This is a genomic window from Microcoleus vaginatus HSN003, from assembly GCF_022701255.1.
GTDB classification, from domain to species: domain Bacteria; phylum Cyanobacteriota; class Cyanobacteriia; order Cyanobacteriales; family Microcoleaceae; genus Microcoleus; species Microcoleus vaginatus_B.
In genome coordinates this window covers 5,734,088-5,749,940 of sequence record NZ_CP031705.1, presented here as the reverse complement: position 1 = coordinate 5,749,940, position 15,853 = coordinate 5,734,088, and the positions used below count along the sequence as shown (strand labels likewise).

Annotated in this window: 15 protein-coding genes and 1 pseudogene; 5 read left to right on the top strand and 11 right to left on the bottom strand. The window is 43.6% G+C overall.

The features are described 5' to 3' along the window. Positions 1 to 31: 31 nt before the first annotated feature. A complete protein-coding gene (locus D0A37_RS24775; RefSeq protein WP_041623339.1) occupies positions 32 to 739 on the bottom strand; it encodes an ABC transporter ATP-binding protein in 708 nt (235 codons plus the stop codon). A gap of 317 nt (positions 740 to 1,056) precedes the next feature. Here D0A37_RS24775 and D0A37_RS24770 point away from each other — a divergent pair, with 317 nt between their 5' ends. Beyond that, the gene (locus D0A37_RS24770; protein ID WP_242718451.1) at positions 1,057 to 1,644 is read left to right on the top strand and encodes a hypothetical protein; all 588 of its coding nucleotides are present in this window, start codon (positions 1,057 to 1,059) and stop codon (positions 1,642 to 1,644) included. Here the strand turns inward: D0A37_RS24770 and D0A37_RS24765 are convergent. Continuing rightward, positions 1,555 to 2,288 (bottom strand): annotated as a pseudogene (locus tag D0A37_RS24765) (IS1 family transposase). The gene D0A37_RS24770 and the pseudogene D0A37_RS24765 overlap by 90 nt on opposite strands. A 314-nt stretch (positions 2,289 to 2,602) precedes the next feature. Between D0A37_RS24765 and D0A37_RS24760 the strand changes: the two are divergent. Together D0A37_RS24760 and D0A37_RS24755 are read left to right on the top strand one after the other, a co-directional pair. Beyond that, positions 2,603 to 3,745 (top strand): IS4 family transposase, encoded by a 1,143-nt coding sequence (locus D0A37_RS24760; RefSeq protein WP_242715560.1) that lies wholly within the window; start codon positions 2,603 to 2,605, stop codon positions 3,743 to 3,745. A 152-nt stretch (positions 3,746 to 3,897) separates the two neighbouring features. After that, positions 3,898 to 4,044, top strand: coding sequence for a PEP-CTERM sorting domain-containing protein (locus tag D0A37_RS24755; RefSeq protein WP_242725745.1), 147 nt, complete (start codon positions 3,898 to 3,900; stop codon positions 4,042 to 4,044). A gap of 88 nt (positions 4,045 to 4,132) precedes the next feature. On the opposite strand, the gene D0A37_RS24750 is transcribed toward D0A37_RS24755, so the two are convergent. From D0A37_RS24750 to D0A37_RS24740, 3 genes are all read right to left on the bottom strand, one after another. After that, positions 4,133 to 4,912 (bottom strand): ABC transporter ATP-binding protein, encoded by a 780-nt coding sequence (locus tag D0A37_RS24750; protein ID WP_242718449.1) that lies wholly within the window; start codon positions 4,910 to 4,912, stop codon positions 4,133 to 4,135. A gap of 89 nt (positions 4,913 to 5,001) precedes the next feature. Continuing rightward, the gene (locus tag D0A37_RS24745) at positions 5,002 to 5,889 is read right to left on the bottom strand and encodes a class I SAM-dependent methyltransferase (protein WP_242718447.1); all 888 of its coding nucleotides are present in this window, start codon (positions 5,887 to 5,889) and stop codon (positions 5,002 to 5,004) included. A 70-nt stretch (positions 5,890 to 5,959) separates the two neighbouring features. Then, positions 5,960 to 7,525 (bottom strand): ABC transporter permease subunit, encoded by a 1,566-nt coding sequence (locus D0A37_RS24740; RefSeq protein WP_242718446.1) that lies wholly within the window; start codon positions 7,523 to 7,525, stop codon positions 5,960 to 5,962. A gap of 251 nt (positions 7,526 to 7,776) precedes the next feature. Between D0A37_RS24740 and D0A37_RS24735 the strand changes: the two genes are divergently transcribed. Continuing rightward, a complete protein-coding gene (locus tag D0A37_RS24735) occupies positions 7,777 to 8,349 on the top strand; it encodes a Uma2 family endonuclease (RefSeq protein ID WP_242725743.1) in 573 nt (190 codons plus the stop codon). 129 nt (positions 8,350 to 8,478) lie between these two features. Here D0A37_RS24735 and D0A37_RS24730 read toward each other — a convergent pair whose 3' ends face one another. The 6 genes from D0A37_RS24730 to D0A37_RS24705 all read right to left on the bottom strand — a co-directional run bounded on the left by D0A37_RS24730 (position 8,479) and on the right by D0A37_RS24705 (position 14,549). Beyond that, positions 8,479 to 9,555: a branched-chain amino acid ABC transporter permease gene (locus D0A37_RS24730; protein WP_242718444.1), complete on the bottom strand. Its 1,077-nt coding sequence runs from the start codon at positions 9,553 to 9,555 to the stop codon at positions 8,479 to 8,481. Between the two features lie 33 nt (positions 9,556 to 9,588). Next, the gene (locus D0A37_RS24725) at positions 9,589 to 9,756 is read right to left on the bottom strand and encodes a hypothetical protein (RefSeq protein WP_242718442.1); all 168 of its coding nucleotides are present in this window, start codon (positions 9,754 to 9,756) and stop codon (positions 9,589 to 9,591) included. Then, positions 9,723 to 11,117, bottom strand: a complete 1,395-nt coding sequence (locus tag D0A37_RS24720) for a branched-chain amino acid ABC transporter substrate-binding protein (RefSeq protein WP_242718440.1) — start codon at positions 11,115 to 11,117, stop codon at positions 9,723 to 9,725. Before D0A37_RS24720 ends, D0A37_RS24725 begins: the two co-directional genes overlap by 34 nt. Before the next feature lie 268 nt (positions 11,118 to 11,385). After that, a complete protein-coding gene (locus D0A37_RS24715; RefSeq protein ID WP_242718438.1) occupies positions 11,386 to 12,837 on the bottom strand; it encodes an NAD(P)/FAD-dependent oxidoreductase in 1,452 nt (483 codons plus the stop codon). A 128-nt stretch (positions 12,838 to 12,965) separates the two neighbouring features. Beyond that, a complete protein-coding gene (locus D0A37_RS24710) occupies positions 12,966 to 13,997 on the bottom strand; it encodes a glycosyltransferase family 2 protein (RefSeq protein WP_242718436.1) in 1,032 nt (343 codons plus the stop codon). A gap of 372 nt (positions 13,998 to 14,369) precedes the next feature. Further along, the gene (locus D0A37_RS24705) at positions 14,370 to 14,549 is read right to left on the bottom strand and encodes a hypothetical protein (protein ID WP_242718434.1); all 180 of its coding nucleotides are present in this window, start codon (positions 14,547 to 14,549) and stop codon (positions 14,370 to 14,372) included. Positions 14,550 to 14,606: 57 nt separating this feature from the next. Here D0A37_RS24705 and D0A37_RS24700 point away from each other — a divergent pair, with 57 nt between their 5' ends. Continuing rightward, positions 14,607 to 15,710, top strand: coding sequence for a glycosyltransferase family 2 protein (locus tag D0A37_RS24700; RefSeq protein WP_242718432.1), 1,104 nt, complete (start codon positions 14,607 to 14,609; stop codon positions 15,708 to 15,710). Positions 15,711 to 15,853 lie beyond the last annotated feature (143 nt).

The following is a 15,853-nucleotide window of genomic DNA, read 5'->3' as shown; positions in this document are numbered from 1 at the left end:
ATAACCACTGCCCAATGCCCAATGCCCATATTTAACTTTCACCTAAATATGCTTTGCGAACAGTTTCATTTGACTGCAAATCGCTAGCACTACCAGCGACTACAACCTGACCGGTTTGGATAACATAGCCGCGGTGGGCTACACTTAAAGCCATACGGGCGTTTTGTTCCACCAGTAAAATAGTTGTTCCTTCAGCATTAATATCGCGGACGATCGCAAAAATTTGACTGACTAACATCGGTGCCAATCCCATACTCGGCTCGTCCAATAATAACAAGCGGGGGCGCGACATCAAAGCGCGGGCGATCGCCAACATTTGCTGTTCGCCGCCGCTGAGAGTTCCCCCTTTTTGACTAATTCTTTCTCGCAAACGAGGAAATAAATTTAATGCTTTTTCCATATCGGACTTGATACCGAGAGTATCGTTGCGGAGATAAGCACCCATTTCTAGGTTTTCTTGCACCGTCATTCGCGGAAAAATCAACCGCCCTTCTGGACTTTGAGAAATCCCCAAACGGACGATCGCCTCTGTAGATAGTGCTTCTAAAGGCTTTCCCTCAAATAATACAGTGCCTTGGCGCGGGCGCAGCAGTCCTTGAATCGTGCGGAGAGTGGTCGTTTTCCCCGCCCCGTTGCTGCCGATTAATGTCACAACTTCTCCCTGCGAGACTGTTAGCGATACTCCTTTGAGAGCGTGGATATTTCCGTAGTAAGTGTGAATGTCTTTAATTTCCAACATAATTACTCTTTCTGCTTTGTGCTTTATTATATTATCCAGACTAATTATAAATTTTTATTGCATTTATTTAAAATTAACTTTTTTTAGAGTAATCAGTAATTTTACTTAGGTCAACACCCGCCCTAGCTCCCATACAATGTATTTTTAGTAGCGGTGGCGACCAACTTTACAGAATTTTTACTTAAACACCAGATTTCTTGACAGTAGCTTTACAAAAATCTCTAAGTAAATAGGTAATATTAGTACGTAAGCGAAATCAACCGCTACAAGTTACCAATAACAGCACTTAAAAGTTTTCAAATTTAAGGAAATCTACCATGAAATTCAATCACATTAGCAGATCGATCGCATTTTTATTAGCCACTCCTTTAGTAACCAGCTTGAGTGTAGGTATAGCGCCCAGCAGTGCTGCCACAATAGCCGGTTCTGCGGCAGCAGTAACGATTGACAAGTTCAGTCACACACCGGCTGATACAGGTACAGTTACTAACACTTACGCTCAGACAATAGCTAACACCGATTCAGTTATTAGCCAAGCGAAGGCTGATGCAGTTTTTATATCTAACTGTCACGAATTGCTGGCAGCAAATCTCTCGCAAAGTGAAGTCATAGGCAGCGGGAATAACTATTCCGGTTTAGCCCAAAGTCAAGCAGCAGTAATCGGTGACTTCTCTATTAAGGCCAAAGAAACTTTTTCCTTCACTGTTCAGACTATTTTACATCTTTTAACATCTGTTAGTAATCCCCAATCAGAACGGGCTAGCGCCGGTGTTGCTGAATTGAGGTATGATAAGTGCGGGCAAGGGATGTTTGGGCTACCCGATTTGCCTCGTTTGAGGGCGATTGAAATCATAGGATGGATAGGGAACCGGAACATCCCAAAACTTAAGATAATGAATTACTAACCGAATAGAATGTTTAAGCATTTCTACCGACTTAGAATAGCACAGTGTCTTGCGATGAAGCCGGGCTTGCGTAATGTCGTAGTCGCGTATTCTCGCCCTCTACTCTGGTCATGTAAGTTTTACAGATAATTTGGTCTCCATCTGGGATAAACATGGGGTAAACTGGCCATCCATCTGTGATATAAAAGTAACATTTCCAATTGCCAACTAATTCCCATAGTTGTCGAAAAGTTATAGCACTATGATCTCCCAATACCCATCCTAAAATCCCTGGCTGAAAGTGATTTACTGCCGTCGCTCGCCAAAGCTTATTTTTTTTGACCAACAAACGTTTCTAGTTCATCAAGTTCTCCCACCCGGGGAATTGTGTCTGGTTCGTAAGCATCAGGGAGCAATTCTCCTACTTGCTTGACCCAATTTATAATGCTGGTGTGATGTACTCCTTTAATCCTCTCAATTGCTCGAAAACCCATACCATTGACATACATTTTGAGACATTCACGTTTAACTTCTTCCGAGTAACCTTTATGAGGTTGATAGCAATCTATAAATTGTCTGCCACAACCGACACAAATATAATTCTGTTTACCTTTTTTGTGACCATTTTTATTAACATGAGTTGATTGACATTCAGGACATTGCATAAGCTCTGCGTTTTTTGAAGTGTTATTTTTTGGCGCTCGCACTATAACCTTATCATACCCTAATTCAGCAACGCCTCTTTTGCATTAATTGACACTGTTTCTAACCTTCTTTTAGAATCATTTCAATTTGGGATCGGTGTGCACTCTTTTAAAGCCCCGGAAGTGAGTTTGTCATACAACCTCGCTGGAAACTTTAATCCCACACCTGGGGGGTGACAACCAGCCTGAAACCCAGAGGTGGTGAGGATTGAGCCAATGTGTGCTAAAAAAAGATAGGCAGCATAATTGTTACACGCTTGCCTATCCAAAAAATAATGATACCAACATTTTACCAGACTCATTTAAAAAAACAACTGACCAAAGCTCAGTTTCTTGTAATGACAACTTTGCTATCTGTGATGCAATCAGAAAAACAAGTGAGATTAGAACGACTGGCACGGGTATTTCCTTACCCAATTACAACGGAAAGTCGGCGTAGAAAACTACAAAGATTTCTGGATTTACCAAACTTAACTATCTCATTAATTTGGTTCCCCTTAATTACTTATTGGTTGACCACTTATTGCCGCATTGGTACTCGTTTATCAATTGCAATCGACCGCAGTCAATGGGGGTGCATTAATCTCTTTATGGTTAGCCTGATCTGGGAGCGAAGAGCAATTCCATTATACTGGTCGTTGTTGCCCAAATTAGGAAATAGTAACTTCGAGTCACAAACTACCAATTTAGAGCAAGTTTTACCATTATTTTCAGAATATAAAGTCATCGTTTTAGGAGACCGTGAATTTTGTTCTGTTGATTTGGGAAACTGGCTTAAGGAAAAGGGTGTGTCTTTTTGCTTAAGACTGAAAAAGAATCTTTGTATCGAAACAGAACATTTAGTTTGGCAACGGTTGGATGAATTAGGAATAGTACCCGGAACTTCTTTGTATGTTCAAGGGAAAAAAGTGAGGAAAACTCTACCTACTACCGGATTTGAGCTTGCTTGTAAGTGGAAAAGGAACTATGGGAAATATCAAGTTAAAGAAGCCTGGTTTATTCTCACGGACTTAGGCTCATTGCGAGCAGCGCTCAATGCTTATAAGCAGCGGATGGGCATTGAAGAAATGTTCCGAGACTGTAAAACAGGAGGCTACGATCTTGAAGGAACAAGCCTCAAAGGGAACCGACTTATTAACATGATTCTGCTCATGACACTTGCGTACAGTTCAGCAATATTTCAAGGTAATGAACTGAAGAAAAAGCAGGTACAAGAATATGTATCTCGTCGCACAGAACCAAAGAAAAAATATCGCAGACGGAGTACATTTGGTGTTGGATTAGATGGAGAAAAGTGGGTTAATTATCTAGAACAATATTCTTTGGAGGTGGAACAGTTAATGAAGTTAACTCCTTCTAAACGCCGCTTTTATCAACAAGGTATGCGGGCTGCAACCCTTATACAGTCTATCTCGTAGACCTCTTTGTCACCCCCCCAGATCCCACACAAATTAATTTTGCTTTTCTCGCTCAAGGTAATACAACAAGCCTGAGCTTGTATACTTCCGGAGTGTATTCGCGGACTTTTGACAGCACCACTAATTTAAGATTAGTAGAAGTTAAGAACAATATGGCAGTGGCACAAGCGCAACCAGTTCCCGAAGCAGAACCAGTTCCAGAACCTACTACTATATTAGGCACTGCCCTGTTTTTCGGTTTCCTGACCAAGAGGAGAAAACTTAAGAATCAATTGTCTGAAGTTAAATCAAAAGTTTAGGAATGACGCCAAACATCTAAGTAGCTCAACTATCGCTGTTAGATACTAGACTTCTTATTAAAAAAGTCTGGTATCTAGTTATTCTGTATTATCCATTGCCTTCTTCTTCTTTTCCCAAATATGCCTCAATCACGCGAGGATCTGCGCGAACTTGTGCCGGAGTGCCCTCAGCAATTTTAGTACCGTACTCCATAACACTAACGCGATCGCTAATTCCCATCACCACCTTCATATCATGTTCAATCAGCAAAATACTCAAATCCAACTCATCGCGAATCCGGTAAATAAAGCGAGTTAAATCAGCCGTTTCGTTCGGGTTCATCCCTGCCGTCGGTTCGTCCAAAAGCAACACTTTGGGATCGGAAGCCAAAGCCCGGGCAATTTCCAATCTGCGCTGATCGCCGTAGGAAAGGTTTTTTGCCAACTCCGGCGCTTTAGCAACACCTAAACCGACAAAATCCAGCATAGTCAGCGCTTTTATTTTAGCTTCCCGTTCCTCAATCATCGCAGCCGGAGGGCGGAGAATTGCACCCAACAAACCTGTTTTTAATCGGCAGTGTCTACCTACTAAAACATTATCCAGCACAGTCATGTTGTTAAACAAGCGGATATTTTGAAAAGTTCTAGCAATGCCGAAGGTTGTCAGGTGATCCGGCGGTAAACCCGTGATATTTTTATTTTCAAGTACCAACTGTCCCCCACTCGGTTTATAGATCCCCGTCAGCATATTAAAAAAAGTAGTTTTGCCCGCACCGTTGGGGCCGATCAAACTGGCGATCGATCCTTTTTCCAATGTTAAACTAACCTGATTGACCGCAGTCAAACCGCCGAATCGCATTGTAAGTTGCTGTGCTTCTAATAATGACATTTTGTTTCTGTTTTCTAAGATTTTATAGTAGTGCGAGCGTCCTGGTCACAAGCTTTCACGCACGCGAATCAATTTGAGATTGGGAGTTTTTAGGACATATTCTCTAACGTACAAACAAAATAAAACTTAAAAAGATTAGATTCTAAGGAACGGCGAGGGCGATATTGTTCGTGTAAATCGGCCGTCGAAAAGTTTTCAATAACTTTGAGATTGAGTTCGTCAGCCAAAGTTGCAATGTTTTCAAACCCAGTAATCCAGGGTGCATACATACTTTCGTATTTATCTATGTAATCATTGATATCTGGGTAGCCCGTCGTTCTCAATATCACCTTTTCCGACATATAATCAAAGGACAAGCGAAAATTATGAACATTGTCGCGAATTTGTTCTAACACAAATATTACCTCTTTTTTGGCAAGCAAGGTAGTGTTACCTTCCCACAAAAAATAGGTCGGTCGAGTGAAATCAAATTCACTCTGTTTCAGCAAGGAGATTAAACCGTCTGTTATGTAATCGCCGGGAAGGTAGCGAACATTGGCAGTAACTTTGTTAGCTTTGAGAGTTTCTGCTTTTAATTGCAGTGTCGCAGGGTCGTCTATTTCAACATAAATCACTCCTTCTCCATTAATTCTAGCAGCACGAGTATCCAAACCCGAACCTAAAATAACTACTTGTTTGCAACCTCCTAAAATTTGATTTGACAAAACATCATCAAAATATTTAGTCCGCAACTTAACCATTTCTTTAGCCGCAGGAGAGTTTTGAGCTATTTTTGCAGCTATTTCTTTTGTTTCCTCATTGAGCCAAATTTTTACTACTTGATCAGTGTAAAGAGGCATTGCCTCTTCATTCTCTTCTGCTCTAAACTCCGCAACGATAAAAGCAGTACCAGTTACATTGTTCATGGCTAATCTTTCACCCTTACTAAGTAGTTGGTTACAAATAAACATTAGATGAGGAGGTGTTTTTACACTCATAAACTCCCTGCTCTGCTAGATTCTTAGCTAAACCCGCTACCAAATACTATGTTTTTTTGCCCTTACTCGTTTATTGACTTCTCGCATCCGCTAAAGACTCATTGCTCGCTTCAGCATCCGAATGCAGTTCAGCTTGGTGTATCTTATCAGGAATCAGCCCCTCCGGCCGCACGAGCATCATGACAACAAGAGTTAGGCCGAATAGAAATAAGCGCATTTGAATCGGATCTAAACTGGTTGCCAGAAAGTCTCGTAACTGGGGAATTGCAATCCTGGGGAGTACAAAAGTATTCAGAAAACCCTTGAGGACTTGCGCTAATTGTGGCAAATAAAGCCGATCTGCAGACATGATAATGATAGCGCCCAAAATCACCCCCGTCATGTTCCCCAAACCGCCTAAAATCACCATACACAGGATGATTACCGACACCGAGAAATCGAAAACGCTGGGAAAAATCGCGCTGATATAGGCGGCGTAAAACGCGCCTGCAAAGCCTGAAAACGTCGCTCCCATCGCAAAAGCCGAAAGTTTGGTTTTGACCAGGTTAATCCCCATCGCACTAGCCGCTAATTCATCTTCGCGCATGGCATTCCACGCCCTGCCCAAGCGGGAATCTCGCAGCCGCGAAATCATGAAGTAAGCGAAGACAACTAGCAGCAAAATTAGGTAGTACCAGGGAAAGTAGTTGCCCGTGCTGAAAGTACCGACAATGGGGAGAGATGGACGCCCGATCGGGTTTATTCCCGCTTCGCCGCCGGTGAGGTTAAAAGGTCGATCGCACCCAACCAGACACAGCACCAACTCAGGTTTACCCAAAACAGCAGCAACAATCTTCGAGACTGGTTCGTCGATGCGAATCGCGGTTAAATTCCTAAAGACAACCGGGATAATTTCGCCAAAACCGAGGGTAACAATCGCCAAATAATCGCCCCTGAGTCGCAGTGTCGGAATACCCAGGATTACGCCCGCGATCGCAGCTACACCAGCCGCGATCGGCAATACCACCCAAAAGTTCCAAGTAATATTTAACTGCCCAGAAGATAGCAAAGCAGTCGTGTAAGCGCCGATCGCAAAAAACGCCGCATATCCCAAATCCAACAAACCCGCAAAACCCACAGTAATATTCAAACCCAGCGCCAACATAATAAAGATTTGAATCTGTACTACAGTAGCAATCCAGCCAGTCTGAGCCTGAATGTCGATAAACGGAAACAGAATTAGAATAAAAGCTAATGTCACCAGAGTTGCCAGCCGCTGGCGTTCTCCCTGCAAACCCTGCAAAGCACCCATTAACGTAGCTGTCAAAATTGCGATCGTCAAACTGCAAATCCCGTACAGCAGCGTAGTCGGCAAAGCCACAGCCGATTGCCCAGAAAAAGGTCTAATCAAAACCCCTTCTAACACACTCGCAATTAATAGCCAAACTCCAAATCCCAATCCCGCTAAACTGCCGATAGTCGCACCCATTTTCGGGCTGTAAACCTTCTGCTCCCGACAGCTAATAAAGCCCGCCGCCGTACCCATCAGCCAGCCGATTACGGTGCCACTCCAACCGCCGAATAGCAAAACAGTCAAAGAGGCGATCGCCCCTAAAATACCAGTCGATTTAATTGCTTTAATTAGTTTTTTTGACATAGGAAGAAGTTATTAGTCATTAATCAGTAGTTAGATGAAAGAATGCTAGGAATCGCAGTTTATAGATGCGACTGACGCGGGCCGTGCCAAATTCTGCCTCAATGAATGTGATCGACTGCTTATCGTGGAAACGGTCGATCCGGCTAGCTACAGTTTAGAGTCTTTTGAGTCCGATTATTGCACCAAAAGTGACGAAACTTCAAATATACTGGAACTGTTACCCCAACACACTTCAAACGGGCGATCGCTATATGGTAGAAGCACCTCAAAAAACTATCAGCCTGGACGAGTTTTTGCAACTCCCAGAAACCAAACCCGCTAGCGAATACATCAAAGGTGCGATCGTCCAAAAACCTCTGCCCCAAGGAAAACACAGCAAACTACAATGCAGACTCGTAACAGTCACCAACGACATCGCAGAGAAACCGCAAATTGCCCTAGCCCTACCAGAACTTCGCTGCACCTTTGGCGGACGTTCTATTGTCCCCGATGTCGCGATTTTTGTTTGGAATCGCATTCCCCTAGACGCTGACGGCGAAATTGCCAATACATTTAATGCTCACCCAGACTGGACAATAGAAATTTTGTCCCCAGCCCAAAGCCCAACCAAAGTCACAAACAATATTTTGCACTGTTTGAATGCCGGTTGTCAGATGGGTTGGTTGCTCGATCCGGATGAAAAAAACATTTTAGCCTATCCCGCAAGGCAGCAGCCGATTTCATTGCAAGAACCAACAGATATACTTCCGATGCCCAACTTTATGCCGGAAATGCAGTTGACTTTAGGCGAAGTTTTTGGCTGGCTCAAACCAGGGAATATTTAAAACGTAAAACAAAAACGTAAAACGCGATCGCTTTTAGTTCCCCAACTTCTTAAAGAAGCCGGGGATCTGGGTGCGATGTTTTTTTAGATCTACTTAAATGTCTCTTGCCATTATTTAAACCATGCAATTTTAAACCTTTTCCTGAACATTCTCGCCCAACAAGCCCCCTGGACGAAAAGCCAAAATCACCACCAAAACCCCAAACACCCAAGCATTAGTCCAACGGCTTGACAAATACTGATCGCTCAAAGACGAAAGCAACCCAATCAAAACCCCTCCTAACATCGCCCCCACAATATTGCCAATCCCCCCCAAAACCGCCGCCGTAAAAGCCCTCAAACCCGCCGTAAACCCCATCGTAAACACAATAGTATTGTTGTACAGACCAACCAGAATCCCAGCCGAACCAGCCAAAGCTCCCCCAATCAAAAAAGTCAGAGCAATAATCTGATCCACATTAATTCCCATAATTTTAGCGGCATCGCGGCTTTGAGCAGTTGCCCGCATCGCCTTTCCCAGACGAGTGTACTGGACAAAAACATGAAGCAAAACCATCAATACAACCGCCACTACCAACACAATTAAATCTTTGGTAGTAAATACAATACTCGTTTGAATTCCCAAAAATTTGAGAATATCAACTCGTGGCAACAAATCGGGAAAACTTTTCGGAGCTGCCGAGTTAGAACCCATCACCGGAATAAAAGCTTTCAATCCTCCCCAAAACAGGCCCATATTTTGGAAAATAAAAGAAACTCCAATCGCTGAAATTAAAGGAGCCAAACGGGGAGCATTTCGCAAAGGCCGATAAGCGTACTTTTCCACAACAATATTCAGCCCAGCACAAAACACCGAACATACAATTAAAGCGACTAACATCACCGGTATAGCAGTACCTAAAGATGCGCCATCTTGAATGCCAAAAGCCCCGAACACAGTTAGGGAAGCAAAAGCCCCCAACATATACAAATCGCCGTGAGCAAAATTGATTAACTCAATAATGCCATAAACCATAGTGTAACCCAAAGCAATAATTGCAATCAGCGCGCCGTTGACAAGACCAACTAATAATTGTTGGATAAAAACTTCAGGACGGCTGACTATTTCTCCAACGATTTTTGGCAAATCAAATCCTGCGATCGGGCCTAATAGCAAAACTATATAAACTACACCTAGATATAAGAGAATACTTTTCCAGTTCTTCATGTTTTTGAGTAATTGGGAATTGGTAATTGCAAATTAGGAAGGCGAAATAGGGAAGGGGAAATAGGAAATTGGGAATTGGGAAATCAAACAACTTGAATGATTTTTCTTCCTTCTTCCTCTTCCCTCTTCCTTCTTCCTTCTTCCTCTTCCCTCTTCCTTCTGATTAATTATTCCGTCTTGAGCGCATTCACGAACTCCCACTTGCCACCTTTAACCACATTTCCTGACATTGTAGTCAAGCTCGTGTCGCCGTTGGTGTCAAAACTCCAAGTCCCGAGTACCCCGTTAAAATCTTTAGTTGCCAACACAGCTTCACGGATAGCAGCGCGGTCATTTTTGCAAACTTTATTAATTGCGCCGATCGCAACTTTAGTAGCTTCATAGGCGTAAGCTGCATAAGCTTCCGGTTCAGCATTATATTTTGCCTTGTAACTTGTGTACCACTTGGCGCCCGCACCAGTCAATTCTTGAGGAGGCAAGCCGCCAAAAGTAGCGTAAATTCCTTCGGCATCTTTGCCTGCCGCGTCAATTAAAGCTTTATCTTGAATGCCGTCAGGGCCCATGAATTTAACTGCCTCAGGCGTCATTCCGACATTTCTCATGTCTTTAATTATTTGTCCGGCATTGCTCTGAGTAGTGCCACCGAAGTAAATCATGTCGGGATTTAAAGCTTTGATTTTATTCATTAACGCCTTGTAGTCGCTAGCTCTAATATCAATTCCCTCTCTTCCGAGGACTTGAATTCCCAACTTTTTAGCAGTTGCTTCAAAAACATCAGCGATGCCTTTGCCGTAGAGTTCTTGGTCGTCGAGAATGTAGACTTTTTGCACGCCTAAAGATTTCGCCCAGTTGCCAGCTACAGCCCCTTGAAGGTCGTCAGCGGGGACAACGCGGGTGAAATTACGAGTGCCAGCGGGATAATAAACGTTCGGTTCTTTGGGTTCGCCTTTTCCTGGTTTAGTCAGTCCCGGATAAGTGTTGGCCGGACTGATCATGACGATGTTAGCTTGGTTGAGCACGGGAATGGAAAGTTTGGCGGCACCGGAGTTATAGTGACCGATGACGGCAACTACCGAACTGTCAGCGACGGCTTTGTTGGAGTTGGACGTTACTTGGGCCGGGTCCCATTTGCCGGCGGCGGCGGTGGCGTCATCGTAAACTTCGTATTGGATTTGGATTTTGCCGTCGCAAGCTTTGGAGTCGGTTTCTGCCAGTGCTTGTTGGATGCCGTTGACCAGTGTTTGAGCTTGACCCAAAGCGCTGCCTGTCATCGGCAGCATGGAGACAATTTTGACAGTATTTGGATCTCCGGGGCTGCTGACTGCGACGGGAGTGGCTGCGGGACTGGTTCCGGGGCTGCCTCCGGGAGTTGTGGCGGTGGGTGCTGGAGGATTTTGACAGCTAGTGCACAAAGAGGCTATTCCGGCGGCAAAAAGTAATTTCCGCAATCCTCCGACGCCGAGATTCTGTGTTGAGTTGGTTTTTGGGGGTGTGGGACTTTTGCCCCCTGACTTCTGGGAAAAGTTCATAGGTTGGTTCGTTTGTTGCTTGCGTCTTAGCATATTTCCACTCTCTAAGTCTGTAAGTCAAGAGTTAGCACAGATTTTCAAGTTTTACATGAACTCTTAAAGATACACCGCTGCAACAAGCTTCTTCTCTCGTTCCCGTAACCTGGGAAGGCGTACCAGGTCAGGAAACGAGGCAGAGCCTCGGTCAATGGGTTTCCAGGAGCTTCCGGGGAACCAGTTAAAACCGGTTCAACCAGTTAAAAACTAAAAAGGAAAGGAAAATACAGATTTCCTTTCCCTTCCTCAACCCTGCAGCGTCAAATCAGCTTGATTGCGAGATTAAAGACGAATCGCTTTTTTCTTTTGAGCGATCGACACTAAAGTCTTCATAGTACGATCGCTCAGTATTCACATCCCACAAATCGTGCTTTTCGCCGAGAATATTTCTCACAGCCAGCATTCCCGTCAGCATGGAATGGTCTTGGTTGTTGTATCGGTGCATACCGTTTCTCCCGATCGTCTGCAAATTCTCAATTCCCTTCACAAAACCTTCAAGTACCTGCAAGTGTCCTCGATATTCGCCATCATAAACTGGATAAGCTTTGGGTTGCCGTATGACAACTCCATCTTCAACCTCGGCAGTTGTTGCTAAACCCAAACCAACCAACTCGCGAGTTGCTAATTCGATAAGTTGCGCGTCCGACATTTCCCAAACCTCGTCGCCTACGCTACAGAAATATTCCATTCCCAAACAACTTTTGCTGGCGTCGGGAACTAAAGCGGCGCTCCAATTCTTAAAGTTTTGAATTCGTCCCACTTTGACTTCGGGGGAGTGAATGTAAATCCAGTTGTCAGGAAACAAATCCTTGCGATTGACAATCAGTGATACAATCAAAAAATCTCGATATTTGAGCGATCGCGCGGCGTGCAGCACCTCTTCTGGTGGCTGCGGTTTCAGTCTTGCTACCAGTGCCGATATCGGCATACTCGTAATGAAATTATCCGCAGAATATTGAACTACTTCTCCGTTTTGCTCCGCAGTAATACTTTTAATCTTATTACCTTCACGCTCAAAGCTAATCACTTTAGTATCCAGATAAACTTTGCCGTCTTTATTCTCCACAGCTTCCGCGAACTTTTCCCACATCATCCCCGGCCCCAAAGCCGGATAATCAAATTCTTTGATTAATGTTTTAGTGTCGTTGCTGCCAAACAAAGCATTAATAATTGCTGTCGTCAGCGACAATCCTTTAATCCGCTGCGCCGCCCAATCTGCTTGAATTTCCGAACAAGGAATGCCCCAAACTTTTTCTGTGTAAGTCTTAAAAAATGTTTTATACAAGCGTTCGCCAAAACGATTGATCACCCACTGTTCAAAAGTTTTTTCTTCTGTAAGTGGCCAAATTCTCACTTTCACATAACTCAAAATAATCAGCATACTCTCAATTATGCCTAAATTAAAGAGAGTATTGAAGGCACTGATCGGATAGTTAAAAAATTTACCTCGATAAAAAATTCGCGACAATCGTGGCACTTTAATAAACTCATTTCCCAGTACCTCTTGCCACAACTGCTGCACGGCTTCAACTTTAGTATAAAAGCGGTGGCCGCCAATGTCGAAACGATAGCCTTTGTAGGTTTCGGTGCGAGCTATTCCCCCAACTTTATCACCTTTTTCTAGTACAACAGGGATAATGCCTTGCTTGACGAGCTCGTAGGCCGCAGTCAAGCCCGCAGGGCCTGCACCGACGATCGCAACAGGATAATGTTTCACTCAGCCTACCTCCAGCTTTTTTATCGAAACTATACAGTTATTTATAACTTGTCAAAGGGAGAGATGCACCCGTGAATACCCTGAGAAACTCTCGATCGACCTGATGTTTAAGCACAATTTGCCTTGATTTATTGAGCCGATACTGGCAAGCTAACTTTGCCAGTCACAGGCTTTTTTTGGTATAAGTAGCGACCCGTGCCGATCGCGAATGCCAGTCCGCTGTAAAAGTAGAAAAGCCAGTGCCACGGAATAGTTTTCAGGGCAAATAGGATACCGTGTTTACGGTGGAAAAATCGGTAAAGTGGTGCATTAATTGCTACCAGTGGTATGGCCAACAAACCAGCCAGTAGGAGAAAGCTCAGCGACCAGCAGGTTCCCAAAATTGCCAGCAGGACTGCATAAGTTAAAATCACGCTGATGCGGTTTGAAACTTGCAAGTTGAGGTCGTTATTCAATTTGCGATCGCGCCAAATCAGTTCTGTCCAAGGCAGTGCTCGGTAGAAAAAGTCAGCTTTTACCATACCCATCGGTTTCCACTGCTTTAAATGTTTCACCTGCAATGTTTTGCACAGCCGAATGTTATAACCTGCTTGTTTCAAACGGTAGCCGAACTCAATATCTTCGATCGAAGCTTGGCGGTAACTCTCATTAAAGCCACCCATCTGCAAAAAAATTTCCCGGCGAATCACTCCGCAAGCGCCCCAAAAAGTCGAAGCTTCTTCGTTACCTGTTTGGTGGACGTAGTGGTGCAGCAAGTTCCTGTACTGCGATAGAAAATCGGGATCTCCTGGAGCATCATCGTAAGAGCCGATGAAAGCAGCTAAGTAAGGATTATTTTTGAACACCGATATCGCATAGCCCACAGCTTCTGGACAAACAGCGACATCAGCATCTACAAAAAACAGAATATCTCCCTTTGCAGCCTGGGCACCCAAATTCCTTGCCCGCGCTGGCCCCCCGCATTCGGGAATCCTGATGACTTTGGCGCCGAATTCATTGGCCAAACGCCAGGAACCGTCGCTTTCGCCATCTGCTACTACAATAATCTCGATCGGTCTGGGCACAGCTTGAGCCAGTTTTGACAAACAGGTGCGGAAGTAAGCGCCCCCGTTGTGGACTGGGATAATAACGGATACAGTGGGGTCGGCGGTAGAAATCATTACCTAAATTGTTTAAATTGCAGGGGCTAAAATTTGCTGGAATTTTATTTGTGCTACTTTACTAAGGGTAAAATCAGCTCTACTTTTTTATTTATAACTCGATTGCTGTTTGTATTCAACTAGGTTTTTTGCTGGCATTCTCGATTGGATTTTCCCCAATTCATACCTGTATTCTACGCCATATCTTGCTGAGACTGACCTGATGCAGACAACAGCTTTACAAAATCTTTAAATATAGGATTGTTTGTGTAAACTTGGGAAAAAGCCCCAGCAGCATTTTCGTGAGGCTGTGTTGCAATGCACAAGACTTTGGTTTTCTAAGTAGGTACACCGTATAAAATCAAACATTGTTTATACGGACACCGGGAACTGTCAGCACTTGCGCGGTACAATTTCTTTTACAGACCTCATCCGCGAGTGACTCCTGCACCAAGTCTCGATCGCGCCTGCGGACTCAATGCACATTTTATGACTTTTGGCAATATATTTTTTTAAATATACGTCTTGAAATTTCCGACGCTGTACGATCGAGCTTTGGTAATTTGCTAACATATCCTTAGCTAGCTCCCTTTGAGCCAAAACTTTTACATAAACAAGTTTTTATATTACATGAACACCTCCCAAAACAATTTAAATCAGCCATTAGTTTCAGTCATCATACCAGCTTACAACGCTGAAAACTTTATTGCTAAAACCTTAGAATCTGTGTTATTTCAAACTTATCAAAACATAGAAGTTTTAGTAGTTGACGACGGCTCTACAGATACAACAGCCGAAATCGTAAAATCTTTTGTTCAAAAAGATAGCCGAGTCAGCTTATTGCAGCAGTCAAATGCCGGCGTCGCCGCCGCTCGCAACCTAGCAATTGAAAAATCAAAAGGCGAATATATTGCTCCCATCGATGCCGACGATATTTGGTATCCGCAAAACCTAGAAAAACAAGTGAAATGCCTGACTTCCTCAGAACCATCTGTCGGAGTTGTCTATTCCTGGTCAGTTGATATAAATGAAAAAGGCTTGTTGGTCACAGGGGGATTTTACAACTCCACCATCGAAGGAGAAGTTTACACAGCATTAGTTTATAAATATTTTATAGGAAATGCCAGCGCCTCTCTAATCCGCCGCGTTTGTTTTGCAAAAGTCGGCGGTTACAACTGCAAACTTAAACTAGAAAACGCTCAAGGCTGCGAAGACTGGGAACTTTACCTCCGCATAGCCGAACATTATCAATTTAAAGTAGTGCCAAAATATTTAGTCGGCTACCGGCAGATGGCCAGTAGTATGTCTAGCAACTATGCAGTAATGGCAAAATCTTACTCTTTAATTATGGCAGATGTCCGGCAGCAACATCCCGAAATTCCCAGCAGCATTTATCGCTGGTCTAGCAGCAATTTTTACATTTACTTAGCTGTTAAAAGCAACCGCAGCGGCAATCACCGGAGTACATTATCTTGGCTGTATCGAGCTTTAAAAGAAGATTTATTAATGGCACTTTTGCGCCACAATTTGTATCTGCTGTCAATAGAAAGTATATTAAAAATAATAGTTCCAGCGCCAACTGAATCAGGGTTAGAGTTACAACAAGCATCCGAATCGAGTGAAGGGACGACACTTGCTAGGATTGAGACGCGGGCGAAGGTTTACAGAATGTTGCCGTCCCAGGTATACGAAAGAAGGCGGCTCAACAGTTTAGCCAAGCGAAAATCTAAATAATACCAAATCCGGGTATCATACCCCCGTTATGAGGACAAAAAAACTACTCGCTTGTGTTATTTTAAAAAATTTAAAGTGAGGGTATATTTTGAAGGAAAAATGTCACTAATTTCACTAAATATAACTATTAAGAATTAGCTTGC